Genomic DNA, 20,637 nt, shown 5'->3' with positions numbered 1-20,637 from the left:
TTACAAATACATTATATTTTTAGTTGTTATTGTTATTGTTATTATTTTTGCTGTTATGAAAATCGATGATGATAACTTCTCTGCTGCGCGCTGGTAATCAACTTGCAAGAAGTTCACTGCGAATAAGGCAGCTTTGAGTTAACTCAAAGCTGCCTAGGTTGCAGGTTATCAAATCATTAATGATAAACCTGCATATGTTGACTGAGTTCCTTTAATTGAATCTTAACCAGTTCAATCACAGGATCATGCGGACTCAAATCGATGAAGTGTTGTAAATCCGACATGGCCACTTTAATGCAACCTAACTGTTGGGCAATAAAAGCACGTTCACGATTAAGATGCACATCGTCTGGATGCCATTGTAATAATAAATTACAACATTCCATTGCCTGTTCAAATTTATGACTGACGATACAACCCGCTTTTAGCTCATGTAACATACGGCTAATTAACCGTTTGAGCGTAGCGGTTTTAAGGTGGCTTGGTTTTAATTTAGCCGCATTACCCAGTTCACCACGTACTAACGCATGCAATTGATGACGGCTAAGTTCTTTACCGGTTAGCGGATCATGGTATTTAACCACATCATTCACTTGGCTTTTTAATACCGTATTACCGGGTAATAAAACCGCCTCGAGTGTTAAGTCGAGTTGTTTAGCCAATAAAATTAACAATATTGATAGTGTAGTGCTATTGCCTTGACGCTTTAACACGCAATAGCTTAAATCTGCAGCCTCGACGCTAAAATAGTCGTCTCGAACACAAAAACCTAAATCATTGTAAAACCAATTAAACAGACCTTCAAGGCGCGCTTGTTGGTCAATAACATAGTGACTCAATACTGAACCTGCCATTTCATACCACGCCCACATAGCAGGTTTAGATGTTGAAAAGCCAAGATGTTCAGAGAGCTCAAATGCAGTTTCAGGTATCGAAACTGCATCATCAAGAAGATATTTTGCCATTAAAACCAATTAACCCATGAAGACGACTTGTTTGAAATAAGCCAGTTTGGCCGCTAACACTACCCAACCGATTGCGCCGATAAAAGCAAAAAACTTAAACAGCTTATTACGGTTAGATTTAAGTGCCATCACACCTAAAGCAATATAGGCCGCAACACAGATTATTTTTTCTGTCATCCATGGATCGACAAAAGGATATTGTTTGATCATAAAGCACAAAGTGAAGCCTGATAGTAATAAAAACGTATCAATGACATGTGGTGCGACTTTAACAAACTTTTTTTCCATGATGGGAGACTTGCGTAAATGTAAAACAAAACGCACGATAAAAAAGATCACACTCATGGCAATAAACATCATGTGAGTATGCTTTACCGCTGGATATAAACTGTAAAATGTTTCCATTAATTAAGTCTCATTAAAAAAAGGTAAAAATAAAAGGCGCCTAGTTTACTCGATCAACCAGCCGCATACTAATATTTGGATTATTGCTATTTACTTAGCGAGATATATACCTGTAGATACTGAATTACTCATCCATCCATTGCCCAAGCGTGCAGCGGTCATTACTGCCAAAGTCTCGAACGGTAGCCACATTGTGGTAGCCAAGTTCAATCAATTTCTCACGAACTTTAATCGCCTGTTCATAGCCATGTTCAAGCAATAAATAACCACCAGTAAGTAAATGAGCACGCGCTTGCTCAGCAATATAATACAAATCGGCATAGCCTTCATTGCCAGCGGTGAGTGCACTTTGCGGTTCAAAGCGAACATCGCCTAAATGAAGATGTTCATCGGCTTCATCAATATAGGGAGGATTAGACACGATCAAATCAAAATCGCGCTGTTTAACGGCTGAAAACCAATCAGACTGGATAATTTCAACGTCTGGTAAGTTAAGATTACCGCGATTAGCTTTAGCAAGCTCGACAGCCTCTGGAACGTTATCAATGGCAGTAATCCGCCATTTAGGTCGTTCAGATGCTAACGCCAATGCAATAGCACCGGTTCCTGTACCTAAATCTAATACTCTGGCATTGTGACGCACAGATAAGTTCAGTGCGGTTTCAACTAAAATTTCAGTATCAGGCCGGGGAATAAGCGTTGAGTCATTAACAATAAAAGGTAATGACCAAAACTCTCGTTCACCAATAATATGCGCTACCGGAGTGCCATTTTGACGTTTAGCGATCATCTGGCTATAAGCTTTAAATTGCTCACTCGTCAGTTGTCGCTCAGGCCAAGTATATAAAAAACTGCGATTTTTATTCAAGCAATGCAATAGCAATGCCTCTGCATCTACGTGAGCAGATTCAGAGGTTGCGGCTAGTTGTGAATAAGCCCATTGCAGGGCTTCAGCAATTGTTGAATACGAAGACTGCGTCAAGAGAACTCCTTAGTCGTCAGCTAACGCGGCAAGCATATCGGCTTGATGTTCTAGCATAATGGGTTCAAGCAAGACATTTAAGTCGCCTTCCATGACTTCATTCAAGCGATATAGTGTTAAGTTGATACGATGATCACTTACGCGACCTTGTGGGTAGTTATACGTTCTAATACGTTCAGAACGATCGCCACTGGCCACTAAACTACGACGGGTAGTTTCTTCTGCACTACGTCTTTTTTCATCTTCAACAGCTTGAATACGCGCAGCCAAAACACTCATCGCTTGGGCACGGTTTTTATGCTGTGAACGTTGATCCTGACACTCAACAATAATGCCAGATGGAATATGGGTAATACGAATCGCTGAATCAGTTTTGTTAACGTGCTGCCCACCGGCACCAGAGGCGCGGAATGTATCAACTTTTAAGTCTGCTGCATTAATCGAAATCGCTTCAGCTTCAGGTACTTCGTGCAATACCACGACTGTACATGCTGAAGTATGAACCCGGCCCTGAGATTCGGTTTCTGGTACACGTTGAACACGATGTCCACCAGACTCAAACTTTAATTTACCGTAAGCACCATCACCACTGATTTTAACAATGATTTCTTTAAAGCCGCCATGCTCGCCTTCGTTGACGTTCATGACTTCTATCTGCCAACGGTTCGCTTCGCAATAACGCGAATACATACGGTATAAGTCACCCGCAAAAATAGCGGCTTCATCGCCACCGGCACCCGCACGAATTTCAAGAAACGCGTTAGTGTCATCATTAGGATCGGTAGGCAAGAGTAAAACTTGTAATTCATCTTCAAGTTTTTCTAACACTTGTTTAGATTGCTTGTACTCATCTTGCGCCATTTCGCGCATTTCAGCATCGTCTTCTTCAAGCATCTCTTTAGCGTAGTCGAAATCTTTTTGAGCTTGTTGAAACGCCTTGAAGCTACTGACTACATTTTCAAGTTGAGAATATTCTTTTGATAATCCACGAAAACGGTCTTGATCCGAAATCACGGTAGCATCACTTAATAATGCTAATACTTCTTCATTACGCTCGAGCAAGCCTTCAAGCTTGCGGATAACGGATTCTTTCATTTAGCTCGCTAACCTTAGTTTTTATCTAAACCAAGCGCAGTTCTTAATTGGCCTAACGTATTCAAATCGCCTTGACGGCTTGCTGAAGTAAGCGCTTGTGTCGGTGCATGTATCAAACGATTAGTTAGCCTATTGGCTAACTCTAGTATCACTTGCTCACTGTCACTGCCATGAGATATTTTATTCAAGGCGCGCTCAACTAATTCATCTTTAATCGCCAAGCTCTGGCTGCGATATTCGCGAATACTGTCGACTGACTCTAAAGACCTAATCCACTCCATAAATAAGTGTGATTGGTCTTCAGTAATTAATTCTGCTTGCTCGGCGGCTTCTTTACGTGAAGCCATGTTCTGTTCAATTATGCTATGCAGATCGTCTACAGTATAAAGGAATGCGTCGTCTAACTCACCGACTTCTGCTTCAATATCTCTTGGAACTGCAATATCCACCAACAACATAGGTTGATGACGACGCTGTTTTAGCGCTTTTTCGACCATACCTTTACCTAAAATGGGCAAAGGACTGGCGGTAGAGGATATCACGATATCGGCTTTAGCGAGAAAATCTGGTATTTGTTCTAGGGTAATGGCGGTAGCGTTAAACTCTTCACACATGGCTTGGGCACGTTCGATAGTGCGATTTGCCACCACCATAGAGGCAACACCATTATCTTTAAGGTGTTTGGCCACCAGCTCAATCGTTTCTCCAGCACCAATGAGTAACACCTTAGTGGTGCTCAATGATGAGAAAATATGTTTCGCCATGCTGACGGCGGCAAAGGCGACAGAAACTGCCGCGGCACCGATTTCGGTTTCAGTGCGCACTTTTTTGGCCACAGAGAAGGTGTTTTGAAACAAGCGGTCAATGGTCAATGCAATCGTGCCAGCTTCTTTGGCTTTAACAAACGCTTGCTTTACCTGTCCCAAAATTTGCGGTTCACCCAGTACCAGTGAATCCAGACCCGATGCTACCCGCATTAAATGTTTTACGGCAACTTGCTCTTCATAGGCATAGAGACACGGCATTAAGTCGCTGTGCTCAATACTATGGTAATCCTCCAACCATTCAATAATGTCTTCCTTTTCAGCATTATTGCAATATAGCTCAGTACGGTTACAGGTCGACACAATAACAGCCTCGCCCGTACGGGTGCGACTAGCCAAGCTTTTCATGGCGTCATGAATGCGGTCTGGAGAGAAAGCGACTTTTTCACGCAAATCTACCGTGGCGGTTTTATGGTTTATCCCGATTATTACTAGGCTCATTTGATGGTATCAAGTTCTTTTCGGTGACGTTAATTAGGCTATTCTACTGAATTGAACCGACTAAAAACACAATTGGCTTAACAAAACCGAATAAATGTCTAAATATTTATTTATGGTTCACATAAACATTATGCAAACCCTTACATTAATATCACATTAATTTTGCTAAAAGCATTTTTACATAATGACTTAAGCCCAGTATCATAAGAAAATCTTAAGCAACTGATAGGCAATCCATTGCGATTATCTGCATCTTTCTTTTATACCGCTATTATCACCGCGTTGCTTTTGTTAACCGGTTGTAGTGTGACGCCATCTGAAGATTTTACGCCTATCAATGTGACCAATGCAGCTCAAGCCAATGCATGGGAGCTGCAGGGTAAAATTGCCGTTAAAACAGCGGAAGATAAATTCAGTACTAATCTGTACTGGCTACACCAACCCGCTGCCAATGACTTGCGTTTAACCACAGTATTAGGCACGACAGTATTAACCCTCAAGACAAATCAAGGCATGGCGACGCTTGAAGTAGACGGCAAAACCTATCGCGACAGTAACGCCCAAGATTTACTGACAGGTATTAGCGGCTGGTCAATCCCGCTTGATAGCCTTCCTTTATGGATCACCGGCCAAATTGGCAGCAATGATAAAATTGTCAGCTATAATCCTGATGGCACAATTAAACAAGTCATCAGTTACGATCCTCAGGCAAACTGGTCAGTGAGTTTTCTCAATTGGCAACAACAAAGCGGCGCGCTTGTGCCTAAGTTGTTGAAGATTGAGCGAGAAAATGTGCAAATAAAAATTCAAACTAATCAATGGACAGCTGTAGCAGCCAAAACCCAATAACAATAAATGTTAATTGCTGGCACATTAACAAGGTAGTTAAACAAACATGAAACCAACTCACTTACGTAAATCAGCCGTTTCAACAAGTTGGCCTGCGCCAGCAAAATTAAATTTATTTTTACACATTACCGGCCAGCGAGCTGATGGTTATCACCAATTACAGACCTTATTTCAATTTATTGACCATTGCGATTACCTCGATTTTCATATTACCAACACAGACGATTTAATTTTACACTCTGCTATCTCCGATTCTGTCGCTGACAGCGATAACTTAATTCTTAAAGCCGCAAAGTCACTCAAGCGTTATACCCAATATGAAGGCGGTGCGCATATTTGGTTAGACAAATTACTCCCTATGGGTGGTGGTTTAGGCGGTGGTTCATCGGATGCAGCAACCACATTAGTGGCACTAAATGCCTTATGGAAAACCAATGTGTCACCCAGTAAACTGGCTGAAATAGGCTTAACACTCGGTGCGGATGTTCCTGTTTTTATTAATGGTTTATCAGCATTCGCTGAAGGTGTCGGTGAGCAATTGATCACAGTAGAACCCGCTGAACCATGGTACTTAGTTATTGTCCCTGATGTGCATGTATCAACTAAGGATATTTTTCAGCATCCTGATCTACCACGCAACACACCTAAATTGGATATGAACAGCTTAATGACTCAGCAGTGGACCAATGATTGTCAGAAATTGGTCACAACTAAGCACCCTCAAGTTGCCAATGCCTTAAGCTGGCTGGTAGAATATGCGCCGTCGAGAATGACTGGAACAGGCGCATGCGTGTTCGGGGAATTTACACATTCGCAACAAGCACTTGACGCTTTAGCCGAATTGCCGGCTCATATGCGAGGGTTTGTTGCAAAAGGGATGAATAAGTCGCCATTAAAAATACGGCTTGAGCAGCTCTAATTACATAATATCTTCTGGGTCAGTTTTGAGTGACAACACGTAAAATTGATCTAGCCTTTAATCGTAAAGCAAACATCTGAGGTTCATAAAGTGCCCGACATCAAGCTCTTTGCTGGTAACGCTACCCCAAATCTAGCTGCTAAGATTGCCGATCGTTTATTTTGCAAACTTGGCGACGCAGTTGTAGGCCGTTTCAGCGACGGTGAAATCAGTGTTCAAATAAACGAGAATGTACGTGGTGCGGATGTGTTTATTATCCAATCTACTTGCGCACCAACTAACGATAACCTCATGGAGCTTATTGTAATGGTTGACGCGCTTCGCCGTGCATCAGCGGGTCGTATTACTGCCGTTATTCCGTACTTTGGATATGCTCGTCAAGACCGCCGTGTACGCAGTGCACGTGTGCCTATTACAGCGAAAGTGGTTGCAGATTTCTTGTCGAGCGTGGGTGTTGACCGCGTATTGACTTGTGACTTACACGCTGAGCAAATTCAAGGTTTCTTTGATGTCCCGGTTGATAACGTATTCGGTAGCCCAGTGCTACTTGAAGACATGCTCTCCCGGAAATTTGATAACCCTGTTGTTGTGTCTCCTGATATTGGCGGTGTTGTTCGCGCTCGTGCAGTAGCCAAACTATTGGATGATACTGATCTTGCCATTATCGATAAACGTCGCCCACAGGCGAACGTGGCTCAGGTAATGCACATTATTGGTGACGTTCAAGGCCGTGATTGCATCATTGTTGATGACATGATCGACACTGGTGGCACTTTATGCAAAGCTGCTGAAGCATTAAAAGAACATGGCGCTAACCGCGTGTTTGCTTATGCTACTCATCCTGTATTCTCAGGTAATGCAGCTGAAAATATTGCCAATTCTGTTATCGACGAAGTTATCGTAACTGATACAGTGCCATTAAGCCCTGAAATGCTCAAAGTGGCTAAAGTGACTCAGTTAACCATGTCTGCGGTACTTGCTGAAGCGATCCGTCGTGTAAGCAACGAAGAGTCTATCTCTGCTATGTTCCGCCACTAATCTAACCGATTAGGGTCATCAAAAACGCACTCGATTGAGTGCGTTTTTTTATTTGTGTGGAACTCGATTCATTAAGCAGACAAAGCATACTTAGGCATAAAAGATAATTGCTGACCTGGCATCATCGCTGGCGCAATATTGGCATGTTGTTGCTGCACTAAAAATGATTTCCCAGCCGCTAAGCCAGTATGATAATCATGCAGTAAATCTGTATCAGCACTGCCAAGCAGTTTACTTTGTAAACTGTTGTCGGCAAAAATTTGGATAATTTCAACATCAGCAGGCGGATTAGCAATAAACGCTAACTCTTGTTGATACGCTTGTTCATGTTGCACTAAGTAATCAATGGTTCTGGGGCAATAACCAGAGACACAAATCCATGATTTTAGCTTATGTACCCAAGCTGATTGCGCCTGAAAGTCTGCATTAACCGTTCGAATGACCACAATTTTACGCGCACCGCGCTGGTAAGCCTCACGAACAGGTAAAGGTGCCGCTAGCCCGCCATCAAGGTAAAAGTCTTCTTGAGGTTGCCCTATAAGCTCAGGTGTTTGATTCGCGGCATGGGTATTTAACCAAGGCGCGAGTTTCACACCTTGCTTGTATAGAAAAGGCAACGCACTCGATGCTTTTAACAACTCGCGCCAATGCTCACCATCGTTGCTAGGACTAAAAAAGTAACCTTGGCGATCTCGTGAATTAGTTGTAGTGATCAATAATTGCCGTTTGCCTAAATATTTTGCTGCAGAGGCGAAATCCAAAGTAAAACTGCCTCGAGTAGTTTTATCAAAATACCAATCGAGATCGACTACGTTTTTACCAACTAAACCTCGGCTTAATTGGTAAAAACGTTTATGACGTGATAATCCTCGAATTAATCGTTTTGCATAGCCTTTTTGGCGCGATAAAAAACTGGTTAAATTTTGCGAACCGGCAGAGGTGCCAATAAACAGATCAAATGGATCAAATTCGGCTTCTAACCAAGCATCTAACACCCCAGCAGTAAAAATCCCACGCTGACCACCACCTTCGGCAATTAACGCCGTCATAGGCTGTGATACATGCTCATAAAGCATTGGAGGATGAGTTGTTTGGGTGTTCATAGTAAACCTGACGTTAGTGATTAACTGCATAAGGTAAGTCTAAAGAACTGAAGCGAAGATAGATAATGGATAGAATCAATTGAGTTAATAGAAAAAGGCTATCAATACCGCGCAAGATTTAACGTTATAAAAACAAAAATGCAAAAAGCCCGTCTATTAAGACGGGCTTTTCAGAATTTGGCTGGGGTACCAGGATTCGAACCTGGGGATGCCGAGATCAAAACCCGGTGCCTTACCGCTTGGCGATACCCCAATTAAAACAAATTATGGCAATACAGACTAAAAATCACTTTGAATAAAATTTGATGGTACGGGAAGAGAGACTTGAACTCTCACACCTCGCGGCACCAGAACCTAAATCTGGCGTGTCTACCAATTTCACCATTCCCGCATCAAATTTTAACTTAGAGTATACTCTTTTTATTTCAGAGTAAACTTTGGCTTTACTAGCTAATGTAAGTACAACTCAATCTACCTAGTAAATATGGTAGCAATGGCGGGACTTGAACCTGCGACCCCAGCATTATGAGTGCTGTGCTCTAACCAGCTGAGCTACATTGCCAAAGATGGCTGGGATACAAGGATTCGAACCTTGGAATGCTGAGATCAAAACCCAGTGCCTTACCGCTTGGCGATATCCCAATAATCTTGTCTAACTTTATAAATGGCTGGGATACAAGGATTCGAACCTTGGAATGCTGAGATCAAAACCCAGTGCCTTACCGCTTGGCGATATCCCAATCAAACTTTTTGAAACATCCGCCTAAGCCAATATCTCTAATAAATGGTACGGAAGGAGAGACTTGAACTCTCACACCTTGCGGCACCAGAACCTAAATCTGGCGTGTCTACCAATTCCACCACTCCCGCACAACACTCTAGTTTAACATCTTGAGCAGATGGGTAAGAAATATGGTAGCAATAGCGGGACTTGAACCTGCGACCCCAGCATTATGAGTGCTGTGCTCTAACCAGCTGAGCTATATTGCCACTATTTCTTGCAATCCCTCTTGGCGAGGAACGGGGCGTATTATGCTTATTCAGGTTATCTAGGTCAACTGGTTTTTTTCGCTATTTTCATCAATTCGTCTTGTTCGGCTATAACTTCACCAAACTGAATGCCGAATCGACAAAATAAAGCCAATTAACTGACCAAAATATCCTTTACGCCCCTTATTATGATTTTTTACTTAATCTAAATGCTGCTTAGACATTAAATAAGAAATGCATCACATCGCCATCTTTAACAACGTAGGTTTTACCTTCGACACGTAATTTACCGGCATCTTTGGCTCCCGCTTCACCTTTGTAGGTAATAAAATCTTGATATGCCATCACCTGCGCACGAATAAAGCCACGCTCAAAGTCGGTGTGGATAACACCAGCAGCTTGTGGTGCTGATGCGCCAACAGGTACTGTCCATGCACGTACTTCTTTCACACCAGCAGTAAAATACGTTTGCAGATTTAATAATTCATAGCCTGCACGGATCACGCGGTCTAAACCAGACTCTTCGATACCTAAGTCAGTCATAAACTCGGCGCGGTCATCAGCTTCCATTTCAGCGAGTTCTGACTCAATCGCAGCACACACAGGCACAACCACTGCATTTTCTGTTGCCGCAATAGCACGCACAACATCAAGATGAGGATTATTTTCAAAACCGTCTTCAGCCACGTTAGCTATGTACATGGTCGGCTTTAAGGTTAAAAAGTTTAGGTACGCAACTGCGGCTAATTCTTCTTTGGTTAATTCTAATGAACGTAGCATTTTAGCTTCATCTAATGCTGGGCGCATTTTTTCAAGCACTGCAACTTCAAATTTGGCATCCGCATCGCCGCCTTTAGCGCGTTTAGCTTGACGAAAAATAGCCCGTTCACAGGCATCTAAATCGGCTAGGGCTAATTCGGTGTTAATCACTTCAATGTCGCCAGCAGGATCAATTTTATTGGCTACGTGAACAATGTTTGGATCTTCAAAACAACGTACCACATGACCAATAGCATCGGTTTCGCGAATGTTAGCTAAAAATTTGTTGCCTAAACCTTCACCTTTCGATGCACCAGCGACTAAACCGGCGATATCAACGAATTCCATAGATGTCGGCAAAATGCGTTGAGGTTTGACAATGGCAGCTAACGCGTCGAGACGTGAGTCAGGTACAGGTACCACTCCGGTGTTTGGCTCAATAGTACAAAACGGAAAGTTTGCCGCTTCAATCCCTGCTTGTGTTAACGCATTAAACAACGTTGACTTACCTACGTTTGGAAGACCAACAATGCCGCATTTAAAACCCATATGCTTACCTTTATATATGTAGAATTATCCCATTGGATAATGATGTCGAAAGGGTGTTAAAACAAAACTAGCCTGGCTTATTCTGCTTTGAACGAATGTAATCTGTGCATAGCTTTCGCCATGTCTTGGTTAAATAAAATCTCGGTGGAACGAACCGCTTCATCAATCGCCGCATTTATTCGCTCTTGTTCTACCGCTGGTGCCCTGCCCAGTACGTAGCCGCTGACTTTATTTTTATCGCCTGGATGACCAATGCCAATCCGTAAACGATGAAAGTTCTTGTCATTGCCTAAGCTAGCAATAATGTCTTTTAAGCCATTATGACCACCATGGCCACCACCTAATTTGAATTTAGCCACGCCCGGTGCCATGTCAAGCTCATCATGGGCAACCAATATTTCTTCAGGCAGGATACGGAAAAAGTTAGCTAACGCTGCCACAGACTTACCGCTTAAATTCATGTAGGTTGTTGGGATCAGCAAGCGCACGTCTTTACCGTGTAAAATAGCCCGAGCTGTGACGCCAAAGTATTTACTCTCTGGTACTAATTGAACACTGCAAATGCGTGCCAATTCTTGCACGTACCATGCACCAGCGTTATGGCGAGTTTGCGCGTATTCAGCACCCGGGTTTGCCAACCCGACAATCAATTTAATGTTACTCATCACAACCTAGTCAGTTTCTTAGCAAACACTATTGCTAAATGCCTTCATGGGGTACATCAAAATACACATGATGCAAAACGCGGCATTTTATACCAATTTCACTCATAATGTAATCATTCAAAGCCACTCAAGCCTTAGCGTTAATCATGTCCCCATCAAGTTTTGCGTGCGGAGCAATAACGCAAACCCAAAAAGCCGAACCGGGTTAGCGAATAGTTTAAGTCAATCCAAGGGCATACTTGAGCACTTTTCGCTTTAATGGTGAGTCGATATTTGCCAATTTCAATGCACCATTACGCAGCAGTTTTAACGGTAATAAATCATTGCTAAACCCAGCATAAAAAGCATCCATCGCGGTCATCATCAGTTGATTATCGTAATAACGCGCTTGCTGATATCGCTTTAGCACAGGCGTTTGCCACCATATTTCCCCACTGCCAATGGCATTGGCAATCTGGGCTACCAGCACATCAACATCTTTAAAGCCAATATTTACTCCTTGGCCAGCTAGAGGGTTAATCGTGTGGGCGGCATCACCAATAATCACTAAATTATCTTGGTAGTAACCTTGGGCATGGCGGCGAGTGAGTCTAAAGCTACCTCTATTCTCAACAGTGAAATTAGGATCTAAACGCGGCGGAAAATGCTGCCTGATTTGTTGTGCTAATTGCAGATCATTAAGTTGTGATAATTGTTTAATCCGATTGGCGTCGTCGTACCAGACTAATGACGCATGATTCCCAGGAAGCGGCAATAAGCTTCTTGGCCCTGCAGGGGTAAATTGCTGCCAGGTTACTGATTGCTGTGGGGTTTGAGTACTGATATTAATTAGCATCGCCGACTGCGCATAATCCCAGCCAGTGACACCAATACCAGCCCATTGACGAACTTGCGAATGAGCACCATCGGCGCCAATCAATAATCTTGTCGTGATTTTATCGCCATTATCAAGCTCAATACTCACTTGCTGACTATCACTTAAACGGCCAAATTGGGTCACTTTATGCGGACATAATAAGGTGACATTATCCATTTTCCGGATTTGCTGCCATAGGCTTAATTGAATTAACCGATTTTCAAAAAAGTAGCCTAAGTGCGCTTGACCCACTTGTTCGGCGCTAAATGCCGTAAGGCAATCGTCGAGCTCCCATGTTTCTAAGCCAGTATAAGGCGCATGGCGCATCAACAGCAGCTCATCCATGGCACCAAGACGGGTTAATAATTGCTCAGATGCAACACTGATTGCAGACACTCGGACATCTAATGGCTGTTCTACATCATAAGGCTGCGGTTGACGGGGCTCTATCACCGCCACACTAAGTCCTAATTGACCTAATCCAATCGCGGCAGCCGCACCGACCATTCCTCCGCCCACGACCACAACATCATAATGAGTCGCATCGCCAGTAGCGTTCGTTGATGTGAGTGAAGCATCTTGCATTGTGTTTACATCCATAAATAGTGAAATGAGTTTATGTTCAATATAACAGCCAATGAAAAACGAATTAACTGAACCTCTGTTGGGCATCAATAATCATTATTAACCTATACGCGATGACATCCATGATGGCTTACTTGGCGGCACATTAACTTGGCAACTAGTGCTATCACCCTTTAGCGGTGAAAATCACATCTACAATTGCTGATCGACGCCCCCATCAGGGCGATAAAACAGACCAAAATAAAACCATGACGTTGGTGCATGCTAATAGTTCGATTATGCCCTAGATCAATAAACCACGGAAATGTGGCAAGGCTTTAATCGTAACTTAAGCCTAAATAACCACTGAATGCGATGTTTACTCGTTATAACTTATCAAGTTTAATCCAAACGATTAGTCATTACTATTTTTAAGGCTATTGCAAAATTTATATTCAAATGCGTGAAACTTGCACTAATACTAGCCAGACCGCCTGACAACAGGTAAAATGTCGCGCTATTTTTACTGTGATTTACTGGCGAGCACTGATGAGTAAAAAACTTCATATTAAAACCTGGGGCTGTCAAATGAATGAGTACGACTCATCAAAGATGGCTGATTTATTAGACGACTATCAAGGATATACCTTGACCGATGACGCAAGCGAAGCAGATGTACTGCTGCTTAATACTTGCTCTATTCGTGAAAAAGCACAGGAGAAGGTGTTCCATCAGCTAGGGCGTTGGAAATCTTTAAAAGATAAAAATCCTAATTTAATTATTGGGGTGGGTGGTTGTGTTGCCTCGCAAGAAGGTAAAGCCATTAAAGATCGCGCTCAATGTGTTGATATTATCTTTGGCCCGCAAACTCTGCATCGCTTACCTGAGATGATTGAACAAATTCAACGTGGCGAAAAAGCCGTGATTGATATCAGTTTCCCTGAGATTGAAAAGTTCGATCGCCTGCCAGAACCTCGTGCAGACGGTCCAACGGCATTCGTGTCTATTATGGAAGGTTGCAGTAAATACTGCTCTTTCTGCGTGGTGCCTTACACCCGTGGTGAAGAAGTCAGCCGTCCATTAGATGACGTGATTCTTGAGGTGGCTCAATTAGCCGCTCAAGGCGTACGTGAAGTCAATTTACTAGGCCAAAATGTTAACGCTTATCGCGGTGCCACTCATGATGATGAGATATGTACCTTTGCGGAATTATTGCGCCTAGTGGCCTCAATTGATGGTATCGACCGTCTGCGTTTTACCACCAGCCACCCGATTGAGTTTACTCAAGACATTATCGATGTCTATGCAGATACGCCTGAATTGGTGAGCTTCCTGCATTTACCTGTGCAATCAGGTTCAGATCGTATTTTGACCCAAATGAAACGCGGTCACATGGCGATTGAATACAAGTCGATTATTCGTCGTCTGCGTAAAGCCCGTCCTGATATTCAAATCAGTTCAGACTTTATTATTGGTTTCCCTGGTGAGTCAAAGGACGATTTTGCCGACACCATGAAACTGATTGAAGATGTCGGTTTTGACCACAGCTTTAGCTTTATCTACAGCGCACGCCCTGGTACACCAGCAGCAGACTTACCAGATGATGTTAGCGATGAAGAAAAGAAGCAGCGTTTAGCCATTTTACAAGACCGTATTACTCAACAAGCAATGCGCTATAGCCGTCATATGTTAGGCACGGTTCAACGTATTTTAGTCGAAGGTCCATCAGTAAAGAATCCAATGGAGCTTCGTGGTCGTACTGAAAACAGTCGTGTGGTTAACTTTGAAGCCGCGCACACTCACATCGGCAGTTTTGTTGATGTGAAAATTGTTGATGTTTATACCAACTCATTGCGCGGTGAATTTGTCCGCGGTGAAGATGAAATGGATTTACGTCGCAGTTTACATCCGGCTGATATTTTGGCTAAACACAAGCAAGATGACGCATTAGGTGTAACCCACTTTAAGCCATAATCAATGTTTGTTGTTTAAACGATATTAAAGGCGGCTTGTCCGCCTTTAATTTTGTCTAAAATTAGGCTAATTATGGTAATTCAATGCAGAGGCTCGTAAACTGTCATTACTGTAGTATGGCATTTACAAGCCATTATTTTTGTCCTAATTCGACACCTGGAGCCTTATTTGACCACTAAAGTCACCACCATGAATTTGTATCTAGAACCTGCAGATACTCGCCGCCTCGTGTCATTATGCGGTCCATTTGATGACAACATCAAACAACTTGAACGCCGATTAGGCGTTGAGATTGTCCATAAAGACAACCATTTTACGATTGTCGGTTTGCCACGTAATGCCCTCAATGCCAATAATTTGTTACGTCAGTTATACATTGAAACTCAAACCGTCAAAGGTAGCACTCCGGACTTAGAACCTGAAGTGGTTCATTTAGCCATTCAAGAAGCGATTAACCTTGAGGCGCAACAAGACAACGACGACACGAGTATTCATATAAAAACTAAACGTGGCGTGATTAAACCTCGTACACCCAATCAAAGTGTGTACATGCATAACATTACTCGTCACGATATCAGTTTTGGTATTGGCCCTGCCGGTACCGGTAAAACCTACCTTGCAGTTGCTGCGGCAGTTGATGCCTATGAACGTCAAGAAGTGCGCCGTATTCTATTAACGCGTCCAGCGGTTGAAGCGGGCGAGAAACTCGGTTTTTTACCCGGCGATTTAAGCCAGAAAGTCGATCCTTATCTGCGCCCTCTTTATGATGCTTTGTTTGAAATGATGGGTTTTGAGAAAGTTGAAAAGTTAATTGAACGCGGCGTGATTGAAGTTGCCCCACTGGCTTATATGCGCGGCCGCACTCTTAATGATGCGTTTATTATTTTAGATGAAGCGCAAAACACTACGGTTGAACAAATGAAAATGTTCTTAACCCGTATTGGATTTAATTCGCGCGCGGTGATCACCGGTGATATCACCCAAATAGATTTACCTCGTAGTCAAAAGTCTGGTTTGCGTCATGCCATTGAGGTTCTCAGCAAAGTATCTGAAATCAGCTTTAACTTCTTTGTCGCCCAAGATGTGGTTCGCCATCCTGTTGTAGCAAGAATTGTTGAAGCCTATGAAGCGTTCGAGCAACAAGAACAACTCGAAAAAGCGGCCAAAGAGCAAGCTTATCGTGAACGTGAGCAAAAACGTCAATTACTTGAAAAAGAAGCCAGCCCTCAATGAGTCAGCCCATGATATCACTCGATCTTGACCTGCAAATTGCAGTGAGCAATCTGAATTTACCGACTCAAGCAGAATTTGAAACTTGGGTACGTACCGCAGTGGGGCAGACAATGCCTGAAGTGGAATTAACGATTCGCATTGTTGAAGTTGCTGAAAGTCAGCTACTCAATTTAACCTATCGCGGTAAAGACAAACCGACCAACGTGTTGTCATTCCCGTTTGAAGCACCACCTGAGGTTGAATTACCATTATTAGGTGATCTGGTTATCTGTGCACACGTGGTGGAACAGGAAGCCATTGAGCAAAATAAACCGCTAAATGCACACTGGGCACACATGGTCATACACGGCTGCTTGCATTTGCTGGGTTATGACCATATTATCGACCAAGAAGCCGATGAGATGGAGTCATTAGAGACCCAACTTGTTGAAGGCTTAGGTTTTACAAACCCCTATAAGGAAGCATAAATAAACAAGGAATATCTTATAGATAGCCCTGTTTAGGTAAATATTATGAGTGACGATATCCCCCCGAGTACAAACGCCCACAAGAAAACCTGGTTCGATAAAATTAACCAGCTATTTCAGGGCGAACCTCAAAATCGCGAAGATTTAGTTGATGTGATTGCAGGTGCCGAAATGCGCGACCTCATTACAGAAGACACACGCGAAATGATTAAAGGTGTATTAGAGGTTTCTGACCTTCGTGTGCGCGACATTATGATACCAAGAGCGCAAATTGTTACCATTCAAATAGACTCGACCGTCGATGAGTTTTTAGAAATTGTCATGGATTCAGGTCACTCTCGCTTCCCGGTTGTTAATGAAGATAAAGATCATATTGAAGGCATTTTACTGGCTAAAGATTTGATCAAATACGGCTTCAAACAATCTGATGAAAACTTTACTCTTGCCCAAGTTATACGCCCTGCAGTGGTGGTACCTGAAAGTAAAAGAGTCGACGTACTACTGAAAGAATTCCGTTCGCAACGCTACCACATGGCCATTGTTGTCGATGAATATGGTGGGGTATCAGGCTTAGTGACGATTGAAGATATTCTCGAAGAGATTGTCGGTGAAATTGAAGATGAATTTGATCACAATTCGGTTGAAGACACTGAAATTAAAAAGCTCAGTAACACAGTATTTATGGTCAAAGCGCTCACTGAAATTGAAGATTTTAACGAAGCGTGTGGCACCAACTTCAGCGATGAAGAATTTGATACCGTTGGTGGCATGGTGTCGCATGCATTTGGCCACTTACCAGAACGTAATGAAAGCATCGTGATTAATAATATTGAGTTCAAAGTGATTAACGCCGATAACCGCCGTTTGGTGCAACTTCGTGTTAAACTGCCAGACCCTAATATTAGTGAAGAATTCGACGACTAAATCGTGCTAAAAACTCAATCTCTATACTCTTCTTTGAGTATTGTCCGTCTGGTGGCGGCATTTATTGCTGGCGCCAGTACGGCCTTATCGTTTGCGCCTTATGAAATTTGGGCCATATTTCCTTTAGCATTAAGTTTTGCTCTATGGCAGAGCCAGACATTAACCGCTAAACAAAGTTTATATTACTGGCTCAGTTTCGGTTTTGGTTGTTTTGCAATTGGCATTAGCTGGGTGCATGTCAGTATTGATACTTTCGGCGGCATGCCGATTTTTGTATCGATAACGTTAATGGCGATCCTGGCAATGTATCTGGCGATTTATCCCGCCATAGCTGGATATTTACTCAGCAAGTTATCTCGCACATCTAAATACACTTTAAATCCCTACTTCACTTATCTTGGTCTATTTCCAGCATTATGGGTCCTAACAGAATGGTTACGCGGCTGGGTATTTACAGGTTTTCCTTGGATTTGGGCCGGCTACAGCCAAACATTAGGCCCGCTAAGTGAATTAGCCAGTTTTATTGGTGCCTTGGGGCTGAGCTTTATCGTCGCATTGGTGGCGGGCTCTTTGATACTATTAACCCAAAAACGCATCTTCCCTGTGTTGGTTATATTACCGATTTTGGCATTGAGTGCGTGGGCTGCACCATTACTCAACCCTATTTCTACCAGTGGCAAAACCGTTAAAGTGGCATTAGTACAGGGCAATATTCCCCAAAGTATGAAGTGGGAACCCGATGCATTGTGGCCAACCATGCTGAAGTACATGGACATGACCCGCGAGCAATTTGATGATGCGTCCAGTGTCGATATTGTTATTTGGCCAGAAGCCGCCATTCCAGCACCAGAAGCCATGGTGGAAGACTTTCTAATGGATGTCAGTAAAGTAGCCAGCATTAACAACACGGCAATTGTTACTGGCATTATTAGCCACCAGCAACAAGACTTTTTTAACTCATTAATCGTACTCGGTAATTATCATCAAAAGCACCAACAAAGCGCTGACTACATTGGTGATGGCAGTAACCAGTTTAAAAAACATCATTTATTGCCTATTGGTGAATTTGTCCCGTTTGCCAGTTTATTACGCCCTATCGCACCATTTTTTAATTTACCAATGTCATCTTTTCAACGAGGTGACTATACCCAGCCTAATTTAGTCGCACTCGGTTACCATATCGCTCCGGCAATTTGTTATGAAATAGCCTTCCCAGAACAAGTAAGGGCGAGTGTAACCGACGAAACAGATATGCTGCTTACGGTATCAAACGATGCTTGGTTTGGTGCGTCAAATGGCCCATTACAGCACATGGAAATAGCGCAGATGCGCGCCATTGAAATGGGTAAACCACTATTGCGGGGGACCAATAATGGCATTACTGCCGTCGTTGACCCACACGGACGTATCACCGATGCGATTCCTCAATTTGAAGCCGGAGTACTTGTGACCAATATTCAACTGTTTCAAGGACAAACTTGGTTTCGAAAGATAGGTCAATTACCCTTGCTGATACTGTGTGGCTTGTTAGTATTATTGGGTGTAATAAACTATTTACGTAAATAATGGCTAATATGATGTCACAATCGATTCAACTCAAAAAAAATTATTTATCCCAAGGGTTTACCCTAATTGAATTGGTTGTGGTAATCATCATTCTAGGTGTTTTAGCGGTTGTTGCTGCGCCTAAATTTATTGGCCTCAGTTCAGAAGCGAGACAACAGGCCCTATCTGGCATAATGAGCAGTGCCAAAACCGCCAATAGTTTAGTGTATGCTCGATCAAAAATGACCAGCCTAAACGTGCAAGCCGTTCAAAATCGCGATGACTTGATCGATATTGATATCAACAATGATGGTCTATTTGAAACACGATTAAAATGGGGCTATTTAGATAACACAGATGTCGAAAAATGGCTCACCATAGATGACGTCTTTACCGTTCAATATCAAGGTGTTGATTTCACTTATATCGGCTATGATAAAGATGGTAATGGCCAAGTAACCAATGATAATTGCTACTTCTCTTACACCCAAGCCGTTGACGCAAATACAGGTCCCCAATACCAGATAGTATCAAGCGGTTGCTAACCAAAATCCGCCATTGCGACCGAGTGCAGTATAAAAATTGAACTAGCCTCAAGTTTGCGACGTAATAACCTTAACAAACCACTATTGGAGGTTATTATGCAACTATCTGAAATAAAGCTAGCCATTGCTGAACAAACTCAACATCCCACCATTATTAGCTACGCAGACTCAAATCATTACCTACTGGGTCTTAAAGATCTTGATGGCAATTTTCAACGTGCTCATGATAGAGACGGCAAGCCATTATGTTTCAACTCAATAAAACAAGCCGAAGAATTGCTTAAACAACAAGGGATCAGTTACGCCATGATAGAAATGCAAACAGCATATGATGAGATGGTCGGTAACAGCAGTGCAAGCCACTGCCATTACCGAGTAGAGTTTTAAGCGTTAAGTTACCAATTATGGCGTTAACGGCTCCCGTGAAAACTCGTTGTAATCACATTTTGGACAGTCGGGGATTACCCCAGGAAAATCAATTTGCATTTGATGACCACACTTATTACAGGTCAGTTTGCCTTGGTTAATGATTTCCCCAGACTTATAAACCCCATGATGTTTAAAATCTTGTAACAACTCGTGCCACTCCACTTGGCTTCGATCCGTTATCTCGCTCAACCACTGCCATAATGTATTTTCAATCCCAATAACCATAGGGCTATAACTCAAATTATCGGCATTTTCCTCATTTAAGAAAGCTGCTATGTCTCGCTTTAAAAATTCTTCTACTAATGCGAGCTCTTCTTCATCGGAATGAGATTTAAGTTTTAAATACTCTTTACCCTGGGTCACTGACTTGAATAAGCTCTTCGCTGTCAATGAGTTATCTTGGTCAAACGTAGTTTTCACCTGTTCGAATAGTGACTGATATAAGGCTAATAGTGCTGAACTTTTTCCACTCATAAGTAATACTCCTTAATACGCACCTTTTTAATAGATCACTTC

At 42.6% G+C, this 20,637-nt stretch carries 20 protein-coding genes and 7 tRNA genes; 10 read left to right on the top strand and 17 right to left on the bottom strand.

Annotated features, from left to right (window positions below; translation table 11 throughout):
- Positions 1–176 precede the first annotated feature (176 nt).
- The 5 genes from H5114_RS06085 to hemA all read right to left on the bottom strand — a co-directional run bounded on the left by H5114_RS06085 (position 177) and on the right by hemA (position 4,712).
- Positions 177–965: a tetratricopeptide repeat protein gene (locus tag H5114_RS06085; RefSeq protein ID WP_182722458.1), complete on the bottom strand. Its 789-nt coding sequence runs from the start codon at positions 963–965 to the stop codon at positions 177–179.
- 9 nt (positions 966–974) lie between these two features.
- On the bottom strand, positions 975–1,370 hold the full coding sequence (locus H5114_RS06080) for a SirB2 family protein (protein ID WP_124017827.1): 396 nt from the start codon (positions 1,368–1,370) through the stop codon (positions 975–977).
- 124 nt (positions 1,371–1,494) lie between these two features.
- Positions 1,495–2,352: a peptide chain release factor N(5)-glutamine methyltransferase gene (gene prmC / locus H5114_RS06075; RefSeq protein WP_124017826.1), complete on the bottom strand. Its 858-nt coding sequence runs from the start codon at positions 2,350–2,352 to the stop codon at positions 1,495–1,497.
- 9 nt (positions 2,353–2,361) lie between these two features.
- Positions 2,362–3,447: a peptide chain release factor 1 gene (gene prfA / locus H5114_RS06070; RefSeq protein WP_124017825.1), complete on the bottom strand. Its 1,086-nt coding sequence runs from the start codon at positions 3,445–3,447 to the stop codon at positions 2,362–2,364.
- Positions 3,448–3,461: 14 nt separating this feature from the next.
- Positions 3,462–4,712: a glutamyl-tRNA reductase gene (gene hemA / locus H5114_RS06065; protein ID WP_124017824.1), complete on the bottom strand. Its 1,251-nt coding sequence runs from the start codon at positions 4,710–4,712 to the stop codon at positions 3,462–3,464.
- A gap of 225 nt (positions 4,713–4,937) precedes the next feature.
- Between hemA and lolB the strand changes: the two genes are divergently transcribed.
- The 3 genes from lolB to H5114_RS06050 all read left to right on the top strand — a co-directional run bounded on the left by lolB (position 4,938) and on the right by H5114_RS06050 (position 7,518).
- On the top strand, positions 4,938–5,561 hold the full coding sequence (gene lolB / locus H5114_RS06060; protein WP_404948345.1) for a lipoprotein insertase outer membrane protein LolB: 624 nt from the start codon (positions 4,938–4,940) through the stop codon (positions 5,559–5,561).
- Between the two features lie 46 nt (positions 5,562–5,607).
- A complete protein-coding gene (gene ispE, locus H5114_RS06055) occupies positions 5,608–6,480 on the top strand; it encodes a 4-(cytidine 5'-diphospho)-2-C-methyl-D-erythritol kinase (protein WP_182722456.1) in 873 nt (290 codons plus the stop codon).
- Positions 6,481–6,570: 90 nt separating this feature from the next.
- A complete protein-coding gene (locus H5114_RS06050) occupies positions 6,571–7,518 on the top strand; it encodes a ribose-phosphate pyrophosphokinase (protein WP_124017821.1) in 948 nt (315 codons plus the stop codon).
- A 71-nt stretch (positions 7,519–7,589) separates the two neighbouring features.
- Here H5114_RS06050 and H5114_RS06045 read toward each other — a convergent pair whose 3' ends face one another.
- The 11 genes from H5114_RS06045 to H5114_RS05995 form a co-directional block, all read right to left on the bottom strand.
- Complete coding sequence (locus H5114_RS06045) at positions 7,590–8,621, bottom strand: patatin family protein (protein WP_182722455.1); 1,032 nt, start codon at positions 8,619–8,621, stop codon at positions 7,590–7,592.
- A gap of 178 nt (positions 8,622–8,799) precedes the next feature.
- Positions 8,800–8,874, bottom strand: a tRNA-Gln gene (locus tag H5114_RS06040).
- 53 nt (positions 8,875–8,927) lie between these two features.
- Positions 8,928–9,012 (bottom strand) — tRNA-Leu (locus tag H5114_RS06035).
- Between the two features lie 94 nt (positions 9,013–9,106).
- Positions 9,107–9,183 (bottom strand) — tRNA-Met (locus H5114_RS06030).
- A gap of 5 nt (positions 9,184–9,188) precedes the next feature.
- Positions 9,189–9,263 (bottom strand) — tRNA-Gln (locus H5114_RS06025).
- 23 nt (positions 9,264–9,286) lie between these two features.
- Positions 9,287–9,361 (bottom strand) — tRNA-Gln (locus tag H5114_RS06020).
- Positions 9,362–9,406: 45 nt separating this feature from the next.
- Positions 9,407–9,491 (bottom strand) — tRNA-Leu (locus H5114_RS06015).
- Between the two features lie 43 nt (positions 9,492–9,534).
- Positions 9,535–9,611: transfer RNA gene (locus H5114_RS06010), tRNA-Met, on the bottom strand.
- 216 nt (positions 9,612–9,827) lie between these two features.
- Complete coding sequence (gene ychF / locus H5114_RS06005) at positions 9,828–10,919, bottom strand: redox-regulated ATPase YchF (RefSeq protein WP_124017819.1); 1,092 nt, start codon at positions 10,917–10,919, stop codon at positions 9,828–9,830.
- A 77-nt stretch (positions 10,920–10,996) separates the two neighbouring features.
- A complete protein-coding gene (gene pth, locus H5114_RS06000; RefSeq protein WP_182722454.1) occupies positions 10,997–11,584 on the bottom strand; it encodes an aminoacyl-tRNA hydrolase in 588 nt (195 codons plus the stop codon).
- Positions 11,585–11,801: 217 nt separating this feature from the next.
- Entirely contained in the window at positions 11,802–13,025 is a 1,224-nt protein-coding gene (locus tag H5114_RS05995) for an FAD-dependent monooxygenase (protein WP_259395249.1), read from the bottom strand.
- A 528-nt stretch (positions 13,026–13,553) separates the two neighbouring features.
- Here H5114_RS05995 and miaB point away from each other — a divergent pair.
- The 7 genes from miaB (at position 13,554) to H5114_RS05960 (ending at position 20,079) form a co-directional block, all read left to right on the top strand.
- The gene (gene miaB / locus H5114_RS05990; RefSeq protein ID WP_124017817.1) at positions 13,554–14,978 is read left to right on the top strand and encodes a tRNA (N6-isopentenyl adenosine(37)-C2)-methylthiotransferase MiaB; all 1,425 of its coding nucleotides are present in this window, start codon (positions 13,554–13,556) and stop codon (positions 14,976–14,978) included.
- 168 nt (positions 14,979–15,146) lie between these two features.
- Positions 15,147–16,211 (top strand): PhoH family protein, encoded by a 1,065-nt coding sequence (locus H5114_RS05985; protein ID WP_182722453.1) that lies wholly within the window; start codon positions 15,147–15,149, stop codon positions 16,209–16,211.
- On the top strand, positions 16,208–16,678 hold the full coding sequence (ybeY, locus tag H5114_RS05980) for an rRNA maturation RNase YbeY (protein ID WP_182722452.1): 471 nt from the start codon (positions 16,208–16,210) through the stop codon (positions 16,676–16,678). Before H5114_RS05985 ends, ybeY begins: the two co-directional genes overlap by 4 nt.
- Before the next feature lie 45 nt (positions 16,679–16,723).
- Positions 16,724–17,602, top strand: a complete 879-nt coding sequence (gene corC / locus H5114_RS05975; RefSeq protein ID WP_124017814.1) for a CNNM family magnesium/cobalt transport protein CorC — start codon at positions 16,724–16,726, stop codon at positions 17,600–17,602.
- A gap of 3 nt (positions 17,603–17,605) precedes the next feature.
- On the top strand, positions 17,606–19,168 hold the full coding sequence (gene lnt / locus H5114_RS05970) for an apolipoprotein N-acyltransferase (RefSeq protein WP_182722451.1): 1,563 nt from the start codon (positions 17,606–17,608) through the stop codon (positions 19,166–19,168).
- Between the two features lie 11 nt (positions 19,169–19,179).
- Positions 19,180–19,692: a type II secretion system protein gene (locus tag H5114_RS05965; RefSeq protein WP_182722450.1), complete on the top strand. Its 513-nt coding sequence runs from the start codon at positions 19,180–19,182 to the stop codon at positions 19,690–19,692.
- Between the two features lie 96 nt (positions 19,693–19,788).
- Positions 19,789–20,079: a DUF6482 family protein gene (locus H5114_RS05960; protein WP_165870160.1), complete on the top strand. Its 291-nt coding sequence runs from the start codon at positions 19,789–19,791 to the stop codon at positions 20,077–20,079.
- Positions 20,080–20,094: 15 nt separating this feature from the next.
- On the opposite strand, the gene H5114_RS05955 is transcribed toward H5114_RS05960, so the two are convergent.
- Complete coding sequence (locus H5114_RS05955; RefSeq protein WP_124017811.1) at positions 20,095–20,595, bottom strand: zinc ribbon-containing protein; 501 nt, start codon at positions 20,593–20,595, stop codon at positions 20,095–20,097.
- Between the last annotated feature and the right edge of the window lie 42 nt (positions 20,596–20,637).

It is taken from the genome of Shewanella sp. SR43-8, assembly GCF_014163775.1.
GTDB lineage: Bacteria > Pseudomonadota > Gammaproteobacteria > Enterobacterales > Shewanellaceae > Shewanella > Shewanella vesiculosa.
Note: the sequence above shows the minus strand (reverse complement) of the source record. Positions and strands in the feature narration are given on the sequence as shown.